The following is a 17,409-nucleotide window of genomic DNA, read 5'->3' as shown; positions in this document are numbered from 1 at the left end:
GCCCTTTTTTCCTTTGACGACAAACGCCCCGGAACCTGATGGTCCCGGGGCGTCTTTTTGTGCTGTGTGGAGGCGACGGGGCTAGGCGTCGCCGCTTCGCATGTCGCCGATGATGGATTGCAAACGCGCGGCCTGTTCGGCAAGGGCCTGAATAGCCTGCGTGGATTCGCCCATGGCGGTTGAGGTCTCGGTGGCGATGGAGCGGATGCCTTCGGTTGCGCGGGTGATTTCCTCGCTGGAGGCGGTCTGCTGGTCTGCGGCGGTGGCGATGGCCCGTACCTGATCGGCAGTGGAATCGATCATGCGGACAATCTCGCTGAGCACGGCGCCGCTCTGCTCGGCCATTTCGCGGGTTTCCTCAATGCCGGTGGCGACATCGCGGGTGCCGTCCACGGTCTGGGCGGCACTTTGCTGAATGAGGGTGACGGACTGCGTGACTTCGCGCGTGGCGCTCATGGTACGCTCGGCCAGCTTGCGCACTTCGTCGGCGACAACGGCAAAACCGCGCCCGGCGTCGCCGGCGCGCGCGGCCTCGATGGCGGCGTTGAGGGCAAGAAGGTTCGTCTGGTCGGCAATTTCCTGAATGACGGTAATGACCTGCCCCACGGCTTCGGCCTGCTTGCCCAGTTCCTCCATCTGCACGGTAAGCTGGGCGCTCTGCTCGGCCACGGCAACGGACACGTTGCGCGCTTTGGCGGCGACGCCTTCGCCGCGCTGGGCGTGGTCGCGCACCTGCTCGGCCATTTCCGCGGCGCTGTCGGCATTGCGGGCCACTTCCAGCACGGTGGCGTTCATCTCTTCCATGGCGGCGGCAACTTCGCCGGTGCGCTGCTGTTGCTGCTCGGCCCCGTGGTTGGACTGCTCCACCTGCGCGGCAAGCTCCTCGGCGGAGGAGGAGACCATGGAGGATACGTCGTTGGCGTCCCCTGCGGCGTGTGAGATGCGCTCGTGCTGATTGCGGATGCGCTGCTCCTGCTCGCGAATGGCGGTGAGGTCGAACCAGAGGGTCATGGTGCCAAGGCAGGTGCCGTCCATGTCGAAAAACGGAGTGGACGTCACGTTGACCACGATGGTGCGGCCGCTGGGCGTGGAGTAGGTGATTTCTTCCTCAAGCTGGCGGTCCTGCTCCAGCGCGCGCTGGGTGATGGTGTGGCGCGAGGCGTCGCCGTAGAAGAACTCACCGGACTCGGTGCCGATGTAGTCCTCGGGCGCGCCGGGCAGTTCCAGCACGGCGCACATGGCGTCGTTCACGTAGCGCACGCGGTTGTCCGGCCCCACCACAACGCAGGGCTGCGTGATGCCGCTGAGAACGCCCTGCGAAAAGCCAAGGCGGGACTTCAGCTCGGCCACCATATCCGTCACATGCTCGGCCAGCCCGGCAAATTCAAAACGAAAGTGCCCATCCAGCGTGGCGTTGTAGTCGCCTGCGGCAACCTGCCCGGAAAAGCGCTCCACCTGCGCGAGGGGGCGCAGGGCAAAGGTGCGCACGAGCAAAACGATGCTCCCGGCCACCAACAGAATCATGGCGACGCCAGCGGCAATCATGATGCTGCGTTGGCGTACGGCAGTGGCGGCAAGGTCGGCTTCATCCACACTCACGGCAACGCGCCATCCCGTTTCGGCCACGGTCTTAAAGCTCATCAGCTTGTGGCGGCCATTCCATGTGTACCAAATGTCGCCATGCGTTTCGGCAAGGGCCTTCTGTATAAACGGCTCGGCGCTGACGTCGCGCATAACGAGCGAAGGGTCCGCGCCGTGGCCGAGGACGCGGCCCTGCGCATCAAGAATAAAGCCGTAGCCCGCATCGCCGACGCGCACCGGCTCCAGAACCTGCGTCATAAAGATATCCAGACGCGGGAAGACCAACACGCCGCCGGTGGCCGTGTCGCCGCCGTCGGTGATGGCGTGTCCCACGGCAAAAACCTGTCCACCGCCATCAAGGGCGACGACGTCGCCCGAGGCAAAGGACATCCTGCCGCCAAGGATGGCCTTGATGACGTCGCCGCCACCGGGGTCAGTTCCTGCAAGGCTGTTGCCCTCAGTATCCGCCCCCGCAACGATGCGGCCCGTCGCGTCAAAGATAGCCACGGCGGCGTAGCCGGGCTGGGACTCCACCACCTGCTTGAGGCGGGTGTAGGCCTTGTTGGCGCCGTAGGAGGACATAAGGCTGTTGCGGACCTTACGCTCCTTGGCAAGGCCTTTGGCCAGCACTTCGGCGCTCTCCAGATACCGGTCCAACGAGCGGACGGTGCTCTCGCAGCTTTGGACGGCGGTCTGGCGTCCCATGTCCAGCGCCATGCTGTAGGACGATGCGTTCACATACCACACCAGCCCCCCGACTGATGACGCAATAAGCAGAACAACCAACGCGGAAAGAAGCGTGTTGCAACTCTTAATTCGCAGCATTGAAACCCCTTCTCTGCTGAGGACGCGGGGTGCGCCCTTACATGTCAAAACACAAGAGGGCCCCGAACCGTCTGTCCGGAGCCCTCTTCATCCCTCTCTCAAGATGCGTCCGGAATGCGCTATGGCATTATTTGGATCGCATCGTTTCAATAACTGTTTGCAGCCGTTGCGCCAGCCCCGCAAGGTCGCTGATGGCGCGTGTTGATTCATCCATCGCCACGGACGTTTCGGACGCGATGGTCCGGATGCCCTCGGTAGCGTTGGTGATTTCCTCACTGGTCGCGGACTGCTGCTCCGCGGCGGTGGCAATGGTGCGGACTTGGTCGGCGGTCTGCTCGATGACGCGGACAATGTCCTGCAACACCTCGCCGGACTGGTGCGCCATGTCGCGGCTGCGCTCCACGGCGTCCACGGCCTTTTCCGTACCGCGCACGTTGAGGTTGGCGCTTTCCTGAATCTCTTTGATGGAGTCCGTCACTTCCTTGGTGGCGGCCATGGTGCGCTCGGCCAGCTTGCGGACCTCATCGGCGACAACGGCAAACCCGCGTCCGGCGTCGCCCGCGCGGGCGGCCTCGATGGCGGCATTGAGGGCCAGCAGGTTGGTCTGGTCGGCAATATCCTCAATGGTGGTGATAACCTGCCCGACGCCGTCGGCCTTGGCGCCCAGCTCGGTCATGCTCTGGCGCAGCTCCTGCGCCTGTTGCGACACCACGTTGACCAGCTCCACGGAGGAGTTGACCACCTCGTGCCCTTCGCGGGCGCGGTTTCGGACCTGCTCGGCCATTTCGGCGGCGCTTCCGGCATTGCGGGCCACCTCGATAACCGTGGCGTTCATTTCCTCCATGGCGGTCGCCACTTCGGCAATACGCTGCTGCTGGTCGTCCGCGCCGTGGGTGGACTGCTCCACCTGCGCGGCAAGTTCCTCGGATGCGGACGCCACCTGCGAGGACACGGCTTCGGCCTCCTGCGCGGCGCCGGTCATGCGCTGGTTCTGCTCGTTGATGCGCTCCTCGTTGGCGCGGATTTCCGTGAGGTCGAACCAGATGGCCAAGGTGCCAAGGAGCTTGCCGTCCATGTCGTGGAAGGGCGTTGCCGTCACTTCCACGGTAAGATTACGGCCATCGGGCGTGGCGTAGGTGATTTCTTCGGTGACCTGCCGCTTGGTTTCCAAAGCGCGGCAGGACGTGGTGACGTGCGCGGCGTCGCCGTAGAAAAACTCGCCAAGAAGCTGCCCTTTGTACTGCTCCGGCGAGCCGGGCTTGCCAAGGTACTCGCACAACTGGCGGTTCATGTAGGAAATGGTGCTGTCCTGACGGCTGATAACGCACGGCAGAGTAATGCCCTTGAGGACGCCCTCGGAGAATCCAAGCTGTCTCTTGAGCTTGTCCACCATCTCCGCGAGGGTCTGGGACATCTGCCCCAGCTCGTCGCTGGTAGACACCTGAAAATCAGCGCTCAGGTCGCCCGCGGTGATATCACGCGAGGCCTTGGCGATGATGCCCACATTGCGCACCACCTGCCGCCGCAGGAATATCACCACCGAGGCCACAAGGATAACCAGCCCCGCCGCGCACAGGCCGACGAACTTGGCAATTTCCATGTTCATGCCGGCGATGGCGGGCGTGACGTCCTGCATGACGACCATCTCGCCGAGAATGGGCTGCGACGCCCCATGACAGTGATGACAAGACTGCCGGTTGCGAATGGAATCCACCCGCACAAACACGTGCTTGTCTCCAGCCTGCAGGAGCTTGCCCGCCGAGGAATCCGTCTTGAGGGCCTGTTCGGACATGGCGTGCAAGCCGTCCATGGGCAGGGCTTCGTCGAGGTCTATGCGCTCATGGTCCGGCGTGGTGGTGTAGGTAATATTGCCGCGGAAGTTGGTCAGGTAGACCTGCACATCGGGGTATTTTTCGCGGATAAAGTCAAACTGCTCGCGGGTGCCTGCGTCGTCGCCAACGACCATAGGCTTGGCAATGGCGTGGTAGAGCAGCTCCGACGTCTGGCCGACGGACTGCTCAAGGCTTGCGCGAAAGTCTTCGCTGCGCCATGCGGCGGTGACCACGGCCAGACCGGTAAAGACAATAACGCTGACCACAAGGACAAGGATGGTGACCTTCACACCCAGATGACGCTTCACGTAATCCAGCATGGTGGCCCCCTTAATGCGCGCCGCTGTGGATCAGCGGCTTGAAGTCAAAGTTCTGAACACGGTTGGCATTATGACAGCGCCGACAGTCGTCAAGGGTTGGCGTGCGCGTGATGAGCGATGGGTCCCCCATGTCCGCATGCTCTGCGCCCGGCCCGTGGCAGGTTTCGCATCCCACATCGGCAAGGTGCGGCGTGGCGTCATGGCTGATGAAGCCGCCTTTGCCGTACCCCGTGGTGTGACAGTCAAAACACCCGCGCAGTTCCTCCTGCGTCAGGTCCGAGGCCATCACTTCCACGCTCTCCCATGAGCGGGCCTTCTTGGAATGCGCAGTAAACCGCTGATATTCTTCCTCGTGACACTCTCCACAGGCCTTGGAGCCCACATACCCTCCGGCATGCACACTCGGCGCAACGTACAGCCCAAGGGCGAATACGGCACCGATAATGACCTTCCCTCTCATTGTGACCTCTCAGAAGCATTTATTTCATAAAGAACCGGGGGGATGCTCCGCAGGCGCCCCGTCTGGCAAAACGGGTCAAGCCGCGCCTCTGCAGGCAAATTCCCCTCGTAACCCCTTTTCCCCTGCAACAGGTCCAAACTCGTACCGCATCATCTATAGCGTTGAAAAGAAGAAAACTGCCGCGAAAGGGATTTTCTCCATCTTCTCCGGCCACAAGCCGCAAAAAAGGGGCGCTGAAAGGTCCAATGCCTCCCAGCGCCCCTGCATGTGAATCAAAGCGCATTGTCACGCCCGTTCACGACGTGGCGCGTTATTTCGCGCCCCACCCCGCCGCGTCGTCAACAAGGACGATGCGCTCGCGTGTCAGCGGAACGACATTGTTCCGGCGCTGCTCGGGCCGCGCAACGCGAAGCCCCTCCGTTACAATGCAGTCGCCGCAGATGGGGCCGCGCTCTGTTTCGACGTATATGCTCCATTCACCAAGCTCGCCGTTACAACGGCAACACTTCTTCTGCATACGACCTCCGTTGACCGTTCGTGGTGTGCTATCCGTCCGGCTTTAATCAATTTCCGTGCCGGAATTTTTTGCACACCCACGAACGGCGCTGGCAGTCCCCGCACCCTGCCACGGATGCCGCCCCGCGCGTAGGCTGGCGCGGCGGGAACGGACGTGAACGTCCGGAGCATTGCGCCGCCCTTTTCGCGCTAGTGGGCTAAAGCCCCTGCATTTTCTGCCGATGAATGAGGTGGCAGCTCTATGGAGATTTCAATGCACAACCAGAATCCACAGCACACCCGCACGGGCTTTACCAGCGCCGTTGTCGTTACCGCGTCGGAATCCAACCGCCAGCGGGACAAGCGCTTTTTGCGCCAGTGCGGCGTCAACACCATCAGCGGGACGGACACGCCCACCGGGGCGTTGTCCCTCATCGAAAAAACACACGCCGACCTCGTCATCTGCGACGAACAGCTTCACGGCGCACGCGGGCTGGATTTTCTGCATATGCTTCGTGATGCGCCGCAGGTTCGGAGCATCCCGGTCATCCTCGCCAGCACGGATACCAGCGAGGGCGCCCTGCTGGACGCCGTGGCCGCTGGATGCGCGGGCTACCTGCTGCGCCCCTACTCGCAGGACAATTTCCAGCGCCAACTGAGCCTTGCCGCGCAGGGCGACCTTGCTGGCGCGGCCCAGCGCGCCGCCCTTGAACGCGCCGCGCGCCAAGCCGAGGAAGGGCAGGTGGACAAAGCCATGCGCAAGTGGGAGCACGTTGTCGCCGCCCCGGAGAATGCCCGCGACTATTACAAAACCGGCTGCGCCCGCCTTGGCAAGCGCGACTGGAACGGCGCCATCGTCAACTTCCGCAAGGCGACCGTCCTCGACCGCCTCTACGCCGAAGCGTACGAGGGGCTTGGCAAAGCGTGGCAGGGCAAGGGCAACGAACAGCAGGCCCGCAAATACATGCGCCTTGCCGCAGCGGCCTACTCCCGCATTGGCCGCTACGAGGAAGCGCGCACCATCTTCATCCGCGTGCTGAAGCACTGCCCAGAGACGGACAACCCGTTCATCGACCTTGGCGCTGCCATGGTCAAACGCGGGGACTGGACCGGTGCAGGCCGCGCCTACGCACAGGCCATGGAGCACAACGGCGACGAAAGCGCGGTGTACACGGCCATCTCCCGCGCCTGTCACTTTACGGACCACCCCGAGGCCACAGCCCGGCGCGTGGCCGCCGCCCTTGCCGAGGAATCCGGCACCGGCGACGCATCCCGCCGCATGAAGCGCATTCTTGGCGGCGCACCCCGCTCTCCCCGGCGCGCCCCGCAGGCGGACCCGGAACTGTCGGCCCCGGCATTTCTGCCCGCCCCGCTTGCCGACGCGTGGCTGGTGGTCAAGTACACCTGTATGACCTATAAGAAAGGACGCCCCGTCCCGGCCGCACCGGCGCGGCTCGATCTTTTCACTGCGTAGTCCTACGCGGGAAGGGGATGGTCCCAAGGGGACCACGGCAACAGGCCCGAAGCGACAGTGTCGCTCCGGGCCTGTGCTCGTTTGGATGGCGAGAAGAACCAGCGCAATACGCGCCGGCAGAATGCGGCAGGAAAGGAAAACGGTATGGCGTCCCCGGCCGTCAGGTCGCGGCGTGCCCGGAAGCACGGCGCGCCCTCTGCGGCGCGGGCCGACGTGTTATGAGCATCACGCGGCCCACGGCGCGGCGTCTTGGGGGACGTCGGGGCAGCGTTTGAGCGACACCACGACCGCGAAAGTCTGCCTAAATCGGGCAGAATCGGGCAGAATCGGGCGGGCACCAGCCGCGATACGACGTCGCCCTGCTGTGGCGCTAGCGGCCCTCGGCCACGTCCAGCGCGCTGTCCACGTCCCAGCCCTCGTGCACAAGGCCGTTCAGGGCGCGGACCATATTGAAGGTATCCTCCGCCTGGAAGATGTTACGGCCAATGGACAAACCGCTCCCGCCGGCATCGAGGGAGTCGGACACCATCTGGAGCAGGTCACGCGGGCTGTCCACCTTGGGACCACCGGCAATGACCACAGGCACGCAGGCTCCGGCCACGGCGCGGCGGAAGGTGTCGGGCGAGCCGGTGTAGGGCACCTTGACGATGTCCGCACCAAGCTCCATGCCCACGCGGGCGCAGTGCGCCACCACGTCGGGGTCAAACTCATTGGCGACCTTGGGGCCGCGGGCGTATACCATGGCAAGAATGGGCATCCCCCATTCCGAAGCCTGCGATGCGGTGCGGCCAAGGTCGGCCAGCATGTCGCGTTCGCTTTCGTCGCCAAGGTTCACGTGCACGCTCACGGCGTCCGCACCAAGGCGGATGGCGTCCTCAACCGTGCCGGTGAGGGTCTTGGCATTGGGGAAGGGCGACAGCACCGTGCTGGCGGACAAATGGACAATGAGGCCGATGTCCGGCCCCTGCTGGCGGTGCCCGCAGGGAACCAGCCCCTTATGCATCAACACGGCGTTGGCGCCGCCTTCAGCCACATGGGCGAGGGTCTCGCGCATGTCGATGAGGCCGTCCACCGGACCGATGGTGGTGCCATGGTCCAGCGGCACAATAATGGCGCGGCCGGTATTGCGGTTCATAATTCGTTCAAAGCGGATGGCTTTTCCAATGTGCATGACATTCCTCCTGCGCTTTCCCTTAGCTGCAAAATCGCACAAAAAAAAGAGGCCGCTGGATGTTATCCAACGGCCTCGCTACACTCGACTGTCGTTTTTTCCGTGCCCCTACAGCACAACGCACCAGTCGCTACAGACCGTCATGTCCGCAGCGTAATAATAGGAGGTCGCGATGGTGGTGGGGGCAACGTTTTGCATCCCCAATATGTAGAGCCGTTTCCGAAGCGTTGTCAAGCCCCTGAATGCAGACTTTGCGGCGCCCAGTCCCCCGCCGCCGCACGCGCCGGCGCTCCACACCGGACGCGCAGCAGGCGACCATCATCATTGCCCCGCCAGGCCCCGCCACGGGAAAACCGCCGAAAACCCGCACGGTAACGGCTCGCTTCTGCGCTTGGGTCTTGCCCACGGGGCAAAAGATTCCCTGCACATTTTCCGTGGGTTAGACACCACAGCCGTCACCTGCTATAGAGGACTATGCGCCCTTTGTCCCGCGCACCACTCACCCCAAAAGAACAAGGTGGCACTTATGAGAATAATCCGCGTATTGCACCGAGGCGTTTCGTTTTATGCGCGCGTCACCGACGGCGGTCTGCAGTGTTTGGACCGTGCCAAAGGTATTGAAGGCATCATCCCGCCCGAGGAAGCCACCCTCCTCCCGCTGGCCGTGCCCTCAAAGATCATCACCATTGAAGCGCGCCCAACCGATTCGCCCCAGCCCACTCCCCGGCTGAATCTCAAGCCGCCGTCCTCCGTTATTGGCAACGGACAGACCATAAGCATCCCCGCCACAGCGCAGCAAGCCGTGGCCAACCCCATGCTGGGCATCCTCATCGGGCGGCAATGCCGCGGCGTGCAGACGCAGGACATGCCCTCGCATATTTTTGGGTACACATGCTGCGCCAACATTGCCGCGCATGTGCCCGAACTTGCCGAACCCGGCTCCGCCGCCGCGCAGGGCTTCGACACCTTTACGCCGGTCGGGCCCTTCATTGAAACGGACCTGCCCGCCCTTGAAGAGCTGGACATCGCCCTCGCCGTCAACGACGAGACATCCAAGCACTTCACCATCGACGACCTGACTATGCAGCCGCTGGAAGCCATCAGCCACGTGTCGTCCATCATGACGCTGCTGCCCGGCGACGTGGTGATGTTCGGCGTGAACAACAACGGTGCGACCATCGCTGACGGCGACGTTGTCAGCGTAGAAATCAGCGGACTCGGCCGCCTCTCCAATCCCGTTCAGGCGGAGAGCGCGCAGTCCCACTCCGGGGGCGATACGGCCGCCGCCCGGGTGCAGTAGTGAAGGATGGTGGCCGGCGGACATTTTCTGCTTGCCATCATCTTGCATTCCAAGTATAACGCCGCGATTTCAATCCCACACACTCCACGTTGACGCCCATGGGTGCCCTCTCCGTTGAGGGGGTTATGGGCGTGCTTTACGCGGAGTGGAGGAAAACAACCCTGGAGGAATTACCATGGCTTATGTCAACATGAAGCAGATGCTGGAGACCGGTGTTCACTTCGGTCACCAGACCCGCCGCTGGAACCCCAAGATGCGTCCGTTCATCTTCGGCGCCCGTAACGGCATCCACATCATGGACCTGCAGCAGACCGTCCGTCTGTTCCAGAAGGCCCATGACTTCATCGCAGAAAAGGTCGCCAACGGCGGCAAGGTGCTCTTCATCGGAACCAAGCGCCAGGCGCAGGAATCCATGAAGCAGGAAGCCTCCCGCGCTGGTCAGCACTTCATGACCAACCGCTGGCTCGGCGGCACGCTCACCAACTTCCAGACCATCAAGCACAGCATTGACCGTCTGAAGAAGCTGGAGACCATGTTCGAAGACGGCACCATCAACAAGTTCCCCAAGCGCGAAATCGTGGGCATGACCCGCGAGGTGCAGAAGCTGAACCTCGCCCTCGGCGGCATCAAGGACCTGGAAGGCCTGCCCGCCGTTGCTTTCGTGGTTGACCCCAAGCGCGAAGACATCGCCGTGCGCGAGTGCCGCAAGCTCGGTATCCCGATCGTGGCCGTGTGCGACTCCAACTGCGATCCCGACCTCGTTGATTACGTTATCCCCGGCAACGACGACGCCATCCGCGCCATCAAGCTGTTCGCCTCCGCCATCGCTGACGCCTGCCTCGAAGGCGACGCCCGCCAGGAGGAAGTGCAGATGGCCCAGGCCGCCGAAGCCGCCAAGGAAGAAGATAAGGCCGAAGAGGCCCCTGAAGCTGAATCCGCGGAGGAAAAGTAACAATGGCTATTACCGCTGCAATGGTGAAAGAGCTGCGCGACAAGACCGGCGCTGGCATGATGGACTGCAAAAAGGCCCTCGGCGAGTGCGGCGGCGACACCGACAAGGCTGTCGCATGGCTGCGTGAGAAGGGCCTGGCCAAGGCCCAGAAGAAGGCCGGCCGCGCCACCTCCGAAGGCTACGTCGGCTCCTACATCCACTCCAACGGCAAGCTGGGCGTCATGGTCGAGATCAAGTGCGAGACCGACTTCGTCGCCAAGTCCGATAAGTTCCAGGCCTTTGCCAAGGACGTGGCCATGCAGATTGCTGCCATGAGCCCCGTGTGCGTCTCCCCCGACGAGCTGCCCCAGGACATGCTGGAGAAGGAAAAGGAAATCTACCGCAATCAGGCCATCGAAGAAGGCAAGCCCGAGCACATTGCCGACAAGATCGTCGAAGGCCGCGTGAAGAAATACTACAAGGAAGTCTGCCTGCTTGAGCAGCCTTTCGTAAAAGACGACAAGCTCTCCATTCAGGACCTCCTGAACGAGCTGGTCGCTGTTCTGGGTGAAAACATCCAGATTGGCCGATTTGCCCGCGTAGCCGTGGGCGAAGACGCCCAAAGCTAAGCTCTCCGAAACGGGCCGCAAGGCCCGTTTTTTTTGGCCTTTTTTTCTCAAACCTTTGCCAGAATTATGTTACGGTGTTCTGGCAAATTAACCACAGAAAGCGTATAAAGGTGTGAAATATGAGTGAGTTGCGGTTCCAGAGGGTGCTGCTGAAGCTCAGCGGCGAGGCATTGGCGGGAAAGCAAAAATTCGGTATAGACCCCGAATCCGTCAGCGCATTTTGTCGCGAAATCGCGGAAGTCTCCCGCATGGGAGTACAGGTGGCCCTCGTCATTGGCGGCGGCAACATCTTTCGCGGCATGGCGGCGAGCGCCAAAGGCATGGACCGCGCCCAGGGCGATTACATGGGTATGCTGGCCACTGTCATGAACGCTCTTGCCGTGCAGGACGGACTGGAAAAGGAAGGCATACAGACCCGTGTGATGAGCGCCATTTCCATGCAGGAAGTGTCGGAGCCCTACATCCGTAGGCGGGCTATCCGCCATCTGGAAAAGGGCCGCGTCGTCATCTGCGCCGCAGGTACCGGCAACCCGTATTTCACTACCGATACCGCTGCGGCGCTTAGGGCTGCGGAGCTTCACACGCAGGCCATCCTCAAGGCCACCAAGGTCGATGGCGTTTACGACAAAGACCCCATGGTCCACGAGGATGCCGTCAAATACCCGAGCCTGAGCTACATCGAAGTGTTGAGCAAACGGCTGCAGGTTATGGACTCCACCGCCATTTCGCTGGCCATGGACAACAACCTGCCCATCGCCGTGTTCAACCTCTTCGAGAGCGGCAATATCAAAAAAGTCGTTAGCGGCGAAAATATCGGAACTCTCGTCGAAGGAGGAGATTAGACCATGCAGTCCGTGATGGATGATTGTCAGGACAGGATGAAAAAAGCTCTGGCCAGCCTTGAGCGCGATTTTGCAAAACTGCGCACCGGCCGCGCCTCCACTGCTTTGGTCGAGGACGTCATGGTGGATTACTACGGCACCCCCACGCCCCTGAAGCAGCTTGCTTCCATCGCCGTGCCGGACAGCCGTTCCATCACCATTCAGCCTTGGGACCGTGGCGCATTTGCCCCCGCCGAAAAGGCCATCATCAGCTCCGACCTCGGACTGAACCCGGTCAACGACGGCAAGCTGTTGCGCATCAACATCCCCCCGCTGACCGAGGAGCGCCGCAAGGATTTGGTCAAACTGGCCAAAAAATACTCCGAGGACTGCAAGATCGCTATCCGAAACGTCCGCAGAGATGCCAACGAATCTCTGAAAAAGCTGGAAAAAGACAAGGAAATTTCCGAAGATGACCAGCGCCGCGGGCAGGAAGAGATCCAGAAGATCACCAATGCCATGGTCGAGGAAGCCGACAAGCTCCTCAAGGCCAAGGACGACGAGATCATGGAGCTCTAGCCCCGGATATCTACGCCCTTTTCGTCCTGCCGTCCCTTCTGCCGGGGCGGCAGGATTTTCCTTTTTTCGACGCCCAAGCGTCAAGCCAACCTGCGGAGCATGACTCTGAAGTTCGACACACTGCCTCGTCATCTCGCCGTCATCATGGACGGCAATGGCCGTTGGGCCAAGGCTCAGGGAATGCCACGAAGCGAAGGTCACAAGGCCGGAACCGCTTCGGCAAAGCGCCTCGTCACCGAATGCCGCAAACTCGGCATCCGCCACGTCACGCTGTATACCTTCTCGCGCGAGAACTGGGCACGGCCGAAAAAGGAAATCTCCTTCCTGTTCGACCTGCTTGTGCGGTTCATGAACCGCGAGATGGCCTCCCTCATCGAACAGGGCATACGCCTCAACATCCTCGGCGACCTCTCCGAACTGCCACTGGTGACGCGGCAAGCGGTCAAACGCGCGGTGTCGCAGTCCAAGGACGGCACGGAGATGACCCTCAACCTCGCCCTCAACTACTCCGGGCGCGATGAAATCCTGCGCGCCTGCCGCCAGCTTGCGGCCGAGGGCGCACGCCCGGAAGACATCACCGAGGACGCCATCGCCGAGCGCCTGTACACCGCAGGCCAGCCCGACCCGGACCTCATCATCCGCACCAGCGGGGAACTGCGGCTGTCCAACTTTTTGCTGTGGCAGGCCGCCTACGCTGAATTCTACTTTACCCCGACGCACTGGCCCGACTTCGACGAAGCCCACCTGCATGACGCCCTTGCCGCGTTTGCGGGCCGTGGCCGCCGATTCGGCTGTACCGACGAGCAGCTCTCGTCCGCCCAGACCTCCGGGCACAACGCTTAAACTCCGGCCCCGAGCCGCCACGCACCATGAACAGCTCTCACAAAAAACGCATCCGTACGGCCCTGGTCCTCCTGCCCCTCTTGCTTGGCGCCATCGCGCTGCGCGGCTGGTTCGAGTTCTCCGCCCTCGCGGCCATCGCCGCCGTCGGCCTGTGGGAATTCTACGGCATGTTCTGGAAGGACGGCCGCCACACTTGGCTCCGCGCCGCAGGGTCCGCCCTTGGCATCTTCATCCTCTGGGCCGGAAAAACCGGCAACCCGTGGCTCATCCTTGGCGTGCTCATCGCCGCCTTCTGGGTCTCCAGCCTTGGGTTCCTCATCAAGTATTCCAAAAGCACGGACGACCTCTCCGAGAACACGTCCTACGGCCTTGCCGCCATTCTCGTCAGCGGCCTGCTCTACATCCCGCTTATGCTCCAGTTCTTCTTCGGCTTTTTGCACGTGGAGATCATCGTGGTACTGCTGGCCGTCATGGCGGCGGACACCGGTGCATTCTACGCGGGTAGCACCTTTGGCGGCCCAAAAATCTGGCCCGCCATCAGCCCCAAAAAGACGTGGAGCGGCAGCCTCGGCGGCATGACGGCCTCCGTGCTGGTCTGCCTTGTTGCTGGCGCGGTGGATGAATACTTCCTCGCGGGTGCCGGCGCTGGCCGCCCGTGGTGGATGTGGGCGCTCTTGGGCATGGGCCTGAATATTTCCTCCCAGTTCGGCGACTTTATCGAGTCCGCCATCAAGCGCAGGCAGAACGTCAAGGACTCCGGCACCATTCTCCCCGGTCACGGCGGAGTGCTGGACCGCATCGACAGTCTGCTGCTGGCCGTAGCCACCTACGCCGGGCTGGATGCCATCTTCCACTTCTTCCGGTAGGGCGGACGCGGCCATGGCGCATTTCGCGCAGGCCGCGGCCCCTCACCTTTCGAGACACAGGACATGACGTACATCTCCCCCCTCACGCCCCCGGCCGAGAGCGCACGGCGCCTCGTTCTGCTGGGAAGCACCGGCTCCATCGGCGTCAGCACCATCAAGGTGCTGGATGAACATCCCGGCCGCTTTGAGGTGCTGGCCCTTGCCGGCGCCCGCAACGCGGCCCTGCTGGCCGAGCAGGCCACCCGCCTGCGTCCACCCTTCCTCGCCGTCCTGAACGACGAGGCCGCCAGCGAACTGCGCGAGCGCCTGCCCGAGGGCTACACCCCCGCCATTCTCGTTGGCCCACAGGCCTATGTGGACCTCGCCACCATGCCCGAGGCCGACATCGTCCTCGCGGCGCAGGTTGGCGCGGCAGGTCTGCCGCCCACCCTCGCCGCCGCCCGCGCAGGCAAGACCATCGCCCTCGCCAACAAGGAAGCCCTTGTGCTGGCCGGTCACCTGTTCCGCACAATCTGCCATGAGACCGGCGCGGTCATCCTGCCTGTGGATTCCGAGCACAATGCGCTGTTTCAGGGCATGTGCGGGCACGACCAACGCGACATCCGCCGCCTGATTATCACGGCATCCGGCGGCCCCTTCCGGGGCAAAACGCGAGAGGAACTGGAGGGCGTCACCCGCGAGCAAGCCCTTGCCCACCCCAATTGGTCCATGGGCGCCAAGATCAGCATCGACTCCGCAACGCTCATGAACAAAGGCCTTGAGGTCATCGAGGCCTACCACCTGTTTGGCCTGCCGCTGGAGGCCATCGACGTGGTGGTGCACCCGCAGAGCGTGGTCCACTCCCTTGTGGAGTACGAGGACCGTTCCATGCTGGCGCACATGGGCCCGACGGACATGGTCATCCCCATTGCCTACGCCCTTGGCTGGCCGCATCGCCTTGGTCTGTCCCTTGAGCCGCTGGATCTTGTGAAGGCTGGGCACTTGACCTTCGAGGCCCCTGCGTTAAATATATTTCCTTGTCTGGGCTATGCTTTCGACGCTCTGCGCGCAGGCGCAAGCTATCCCGTGGTCCTTAACGCGGCCAATGAAATCGCCGTGGACCTTTTCCTGCAAAACAGGATAGGATTCCTGGATATTCCCGCGCTCATACAGCGCGCCATGGACGCCCACACGGGAGCCGACGCCGAAAGCCTGGAAGCCATCCTCGCCCTCGACCAAAACACCCGGGCCGAGGTCCGGAAATGGGCGTCCGCCTGACCGTAAGGGCATCCGGAAACCATCACCCAAACCGGCAACGCGTCACGCGCCAAAGCCGAGGCTAAAGCAACATGCAAGGACCCATCGCAATCGTTCTCGTCCTCGGAGCGCTCATTTTCTTCCACGAACTTGGGCACTTCCTCGCCGCCCGTTTCCTCGGCATCGGTGTTCGCACGTTTTCCCTTGGATTCGGGCCCAAGCTGTTCTCCTTCATGGGCGGACAAACGCGCTATCAGCTCTCCGCCGTCCCCCTTGGCGGCTATGTGCAGCTGCTGGGCGAAAATCCTGATGACGAACTGCCCGAAGGATTCACCCCCGAGCAAAACTTCTCCCAGCGCCCGCCCCTGCACAGAATGTGCGTGGTGGCCGCGGGCCCCATCTTTAATTTCATCCTCGCGTGGGTTATCTACTCCAGCATTTTCATGTCCACCGGCCTTATAGAGCTGAAGCCCGCCATCGGGGGCATTCAGCCGGACAGCGCCGCAGAGGTGGCAGGCATCCAGCCCGGTGACGAAGTGCTGGCCGTCAACGGCAAAAGCATCACCTTCTGGAGCGAAATGGCCGATGCCATCCAGAAGAGTGAGGGCCAAACCCTGGACTTCACCGTCCAACGCGGCAACGCCACGCTGGAACTGGACGTCGTCCCCCGCGTGATGGAGCGCAAAAACATCTTCGGCGAGACCATCTCCACGCCCATGGTGGGCGTCAGCGCCGCCGGTGAAACCGTCACCATTCCCCTCGGGACCGGCCGCGCCTTCGTTGAGGGCGCCAACCAGACATGGCAGGTCATTGAGCTGACCATGCGCGGCATCGGCAAGCTGTTCGAACGTGTGGTGCCACTGGACACCGTGGGCGGGCCCATCATGATCGCCCAGATGGTGAACCAACAGGCCAAGCGCGGGCTGATGGAGGTGCTGTTCCTGACGGCCATCATCAGCGTGAACCTTGGCCTGCTGAATCTCTTTCCCATTCCGGTTCTGGACGGCGGGCATATCCTGTTCCTCACCTTCGAGATGGTGTTCCGCAAGCCCGTTCCCGAAAAGTGGCAGATTATGACCACGCGACTTGGCATCATCCTGCTTATCTCGCTGATGGTCCTTGCCACCTACAACGACATCTACCGCCTCTTCGCCCCATCGGCGATGTAGCAGACACATCATGGGTAAACCACAATCCACACCGACCTTTGACGCGCCGGTCCTCGTGCTTGATGGCACCGAGGACCGGCTCCATCTTGTTCTGGCCCAAAACGGCCTTGTCGGCGCGGCCCAGCAATGGACCGTGCCCGGACGCGCCATGCAGTTTCTGGCCCCGGCCATCAAGGGTCTGCTGGACAGCGCCTCCCTCACCACCGCTGACCTGACGGGCATCGCCTGTGTACGCGGCCCCGGCAGCTTTACCGGCCTGCGCATGGTCCTCGCCACCGCCCTTGGCATTGCCCGCGCGGCTGGCGTGCCCATGGCTGGGCTGGACTATCTGCCCCTGCTGGCCGCTGGACCGGCCCCCATGGCCGAAGGCACCATCGTCGCCGTCACGCATTCCCGCACCCGGCAGGTGTATGTACAGCCCTTTGCCGCCGCCACGCGCACGGCCCTTGCCGCGCCCGCGCCGCTGTCGTTGGACGAGACCCTGGCCCTGTGCGCGACCTTTGACGGCCCTCTTGCCCTGCTGGGCAGCGGCCTTCGGCGCAACGCGGCATTCTTTGCCGAGTCGCCCCTTGCCGGCGCCATCCTGCCGCCGCGCTTCGACCACCCTCTGCCCGAGGTCTATGCCGAAGCGGCCTGCGCCGCCGAGTATTCCGCCGCGCCCGTCGATCCGCTGTACCTGCGCGCCTCGGACGCTGAGGACAATCTGCGCAGCATAGCCGAGCGCCGGGGCATGGACCCCGACGAGGCCGAACGCCGCCTTGACGACGCCACCTCCAGCCTGCGCGCCCCAAGCGGAAGCGAGGCCGACGCCTAGCACGCCGTCCGGTCACACGCCCCACCGCGAGCGGTATTTCCTCCCTGTGGCGGATGTTTTTCT

16 protein-coding genes are annotated in these 17,409 nt (G+C 62.8%); 11 read left to right on the top strand and 5 right to left on the bottom strand.

The window, feature by feature from the left end; genetic code table 11:
* Positions 1 to 81: 81 nt before the first annotated feature.
* From ACI3L3_RS05970 to ACI3L3_RS05955, 4 genes are all read right to left on the bottom strand, one after another.
* The gene (locus tag ACI3L3_RS05970; RefSeq protein ID WP_404844202.1) at positions 82 to 2,406 is read right to left on the bottom strand and encodes a methyl-accepting chemotaxis protein; all 2,325 of its coding nucleotides are present in this window, start codon (positions 2,404 to 2,406) and stop codon (positions 82 to 84) included.
* 127 nt (positions 2,407 to 2,533) lie between these two features.
* Positions 2,534 to 4,558: a methyl-accepting chemotaxis protein gene (locus ACI3L3_RS05965; RefSeq protein WP_404844201.1), complete on the bottom strand. Its 2,025-nt coding sequence runs from the start codon at positions 4,556 to 4,558 to the stop codon at positions 2,534 to 2,536.
* 10 nt (positions 4,559 to 4,568) lie between these two features.
* Positions 4,569 to 5,018 (bottom strand): multiheme c-type cytochrome, encoded by a 450-nt coding sequence (locus ACI3L3_RS05960; protein ID WP_404844200.1) that lies wholly within the window; start codon positions 5,016 to 5,018, stop codon positions 4,569 to 4,571.
* A 310-nt stretch (positions 5,019 to 5,328) separates the two neighbouring features.
* The gene (locus tag ACI3L3_RS05955; protein ID WP_404844199.1) at positions 5,329 to 5,535 is read right to left on the bottom strand and encodes a hypothetical protein; all 207 of its coding nucleotides are present in this window, start codon (positions 5,533 to 5,535) and stop codon (positions 5,329 to 5,331) included.
* Between the two features lie 252 nt (positions 5,536 to 5,787).
* Between ACI3L3_RS05955 and ACI3L3_RS05950 the strand changes: the two genes are divergently transcribed.
* The gene (locus tag ACI3L3_RS05950; RefSeq protein WP_404844198.1) at positions 5,788 to 6,987 is read left to right on the top strand and encodes a response regulator; all 1,200 of its coding nucleotides are present in this window, start codon (positions 5,788 to 5,790) and stop codon (positions 6,985 to 6,987) included.
* Positions 6,988 to 7,357: 370 nt separating this feature from the next.
* Here the strand turns inward: ACI3L3_RS05950 and ACI3L3_RS05945 are convergent, their stop codons facing one another.
* The gene (locus tag ACI3L3_RS05945; protein WP_404844197.1) at positions 7,358 to 8,158 is read right to left on the bottom strand and encodes a 2-amino-3,7-dideoxy-D-threo-hept-6-ulosonate synthase; all 801 of its coding nucleotides are present in this window, start codon (positions 8,156 to 8,158) and stop codon (positions 7,358 to 7,360) included.
* A gap of 526 nt (positions 8,159 to 8,684) precedes the next feature.
* Here ACI3L3_RS05945 and ACI3L3_RS05940 point away from each other — a divergent pair.
* The 10 genes from ACI3L3_RS05940 to tsaB all read left to right on the top strand — a co-directional run bounded on the left by ACI3L3_RS05940 (position 8,685) and on the right by tsaB (position 17,346).
* Complete coding sequence (locus ACI3L3_RS05940; RefSeq protein ID WP_404844196.1) at positions 8,685 to 9,458, top strand: fumarylacetoacetate hydrolase family protein; 774 nt, start codon at positions 8,685 to 8,687, stop codon at positions 9,456 to 9,458.
* A 175-nt stretch (positions 9,459 to 9,633) separates the two neighbouring features.
* Entirely contained in the window at positions 9,634 to 10,410 is a 777-nt protein-coding gene (gene rpsB / locus ACI3L3_RS05935; RefSeq protein ID WP_404844195.1) for a 30S ribosomal protein S2, read from the top strand.
* A 2-nt stretch (positions 10,411 to 10,412) separates the two neighbouring features.
* A complete protein-coding gene (gene tsf, locus ACI3L3_RS05930; RefSeq protein WP_404844194.1) occupies positions 10,413 to 11,018 on the top strand; it encodes a translation elongation factor Ts in 606 nt (201 codons plus the stop codon).
* Between the two features lie 119 nt (positions 11,019 to 11,137).
* Positions 11,138 to 11,860, top strand: a complete 723-nt coding sequence (pyrH, locus tag ACI3L3_RS05925; RefSeq protein ID WP_404844193.1) for a UMP kinase — start codon at positions 11,138 to 11,140, stop codon at positions 11,858 to 11,860.
* A gap of 3 nt (positions 11,861 to 11,863) precedes the next feature.
* Complete coding sequence (gene frr / locus ACI3L3_RS05920) at positions 11,864 to 12,418, top strand: ribosome recycling factor (RefSeq protein WP_404844192.1); 555 nt, start codon at positions 11,864 to 11,866, stop codon at positions 12,416 to 12,418.
* 90 nt (positions 12,419 to 12,508) lie between these two features.
* Positions 12,509 to 13,261, top strand: a complete 753-nt coding sequence (locus tag ACI3L3_RS05915; RefSeq protein WP_404845205.1) for an isoprenyl transferase — start codon at positions 12,509 to 12,511, stop codon at positions 13,259 to 13,261.
* 26 nt (positions 13,262 to 13,287) lie between these two features.
* Entirely contained in the window at positions 13,288 to 14,127 is an 840-nt protein-coding gene (locus ACI3L3_RS05910; RefSeq protein WP_404844191.1) for a phosphatidate cytidylyltransferase, read from the top strand.
* A gap of 63 nt (positions 14,128 to 14,190) precedes the next feature.
* The gene (gene dxr, locus ACI3L3_RS05905) at positions 14,191 to 15,384 is read left to right on the top strand and encodes a 1-deoxy-D-xylulose-5-phosphate reductoisomerase (RefSeq protein ID WP_404844190.1); all 1,194 of its coding nucleotides are present in this window, start codon (positions 14,191 to 14,193) and stop codon (positions 15,382 to 15,384) included.
* Between the two features lie 71 nt (positions 15,385 to 15,455).
* On the top strand, positions 15,456 to 16,532 hold the full coding sequence (gene rseP, locus ACI3L3_RS05900; protein WP_404844189.1) for an RIP metalloprotease RseP: 1,077 nt from the start codon (positions 15,456 to 15,458) through the stop codon (positions 16,530 to 16,532).
* 10 nt (positions 16,533 to 16,542) lie between these two features.
* Positions 16,543 to 17,346 carry a tRNA (adenosine(37)-N6)-threonylcarbamoyltransferase complex dimerization subunit type 1 TsaB gene (gene tsaB / locus ACI3L3_RS05895; RefSeq protein ID WP_404844188.1) on the top strand — a complete coding sequence of 268 codons (804 nt, stop codon included), beginning with the start codon at positions 16,543 to 16,545 and terminating at the stop codon, positions 17,344 to 17,346.
* Positions 17,347 to 17,409 lie beyond the last annotated feature (63 nt).

Origin of the sequence: Desulfobaculum sp. SPO524, assembly GCF_044987625.1 — a bacterium.
Classification (GTDB): domain Bacteria; phylum Desulfobacterota; class Desulfovibrionia; order Desulfovibrionales; family Desulfovibrionaceae; genus Desulfobaculum.
Note: the sequence above shows the minus strand (reverse complement) of the source record. Positions and strands in the feature narration are given on the sequence as shown.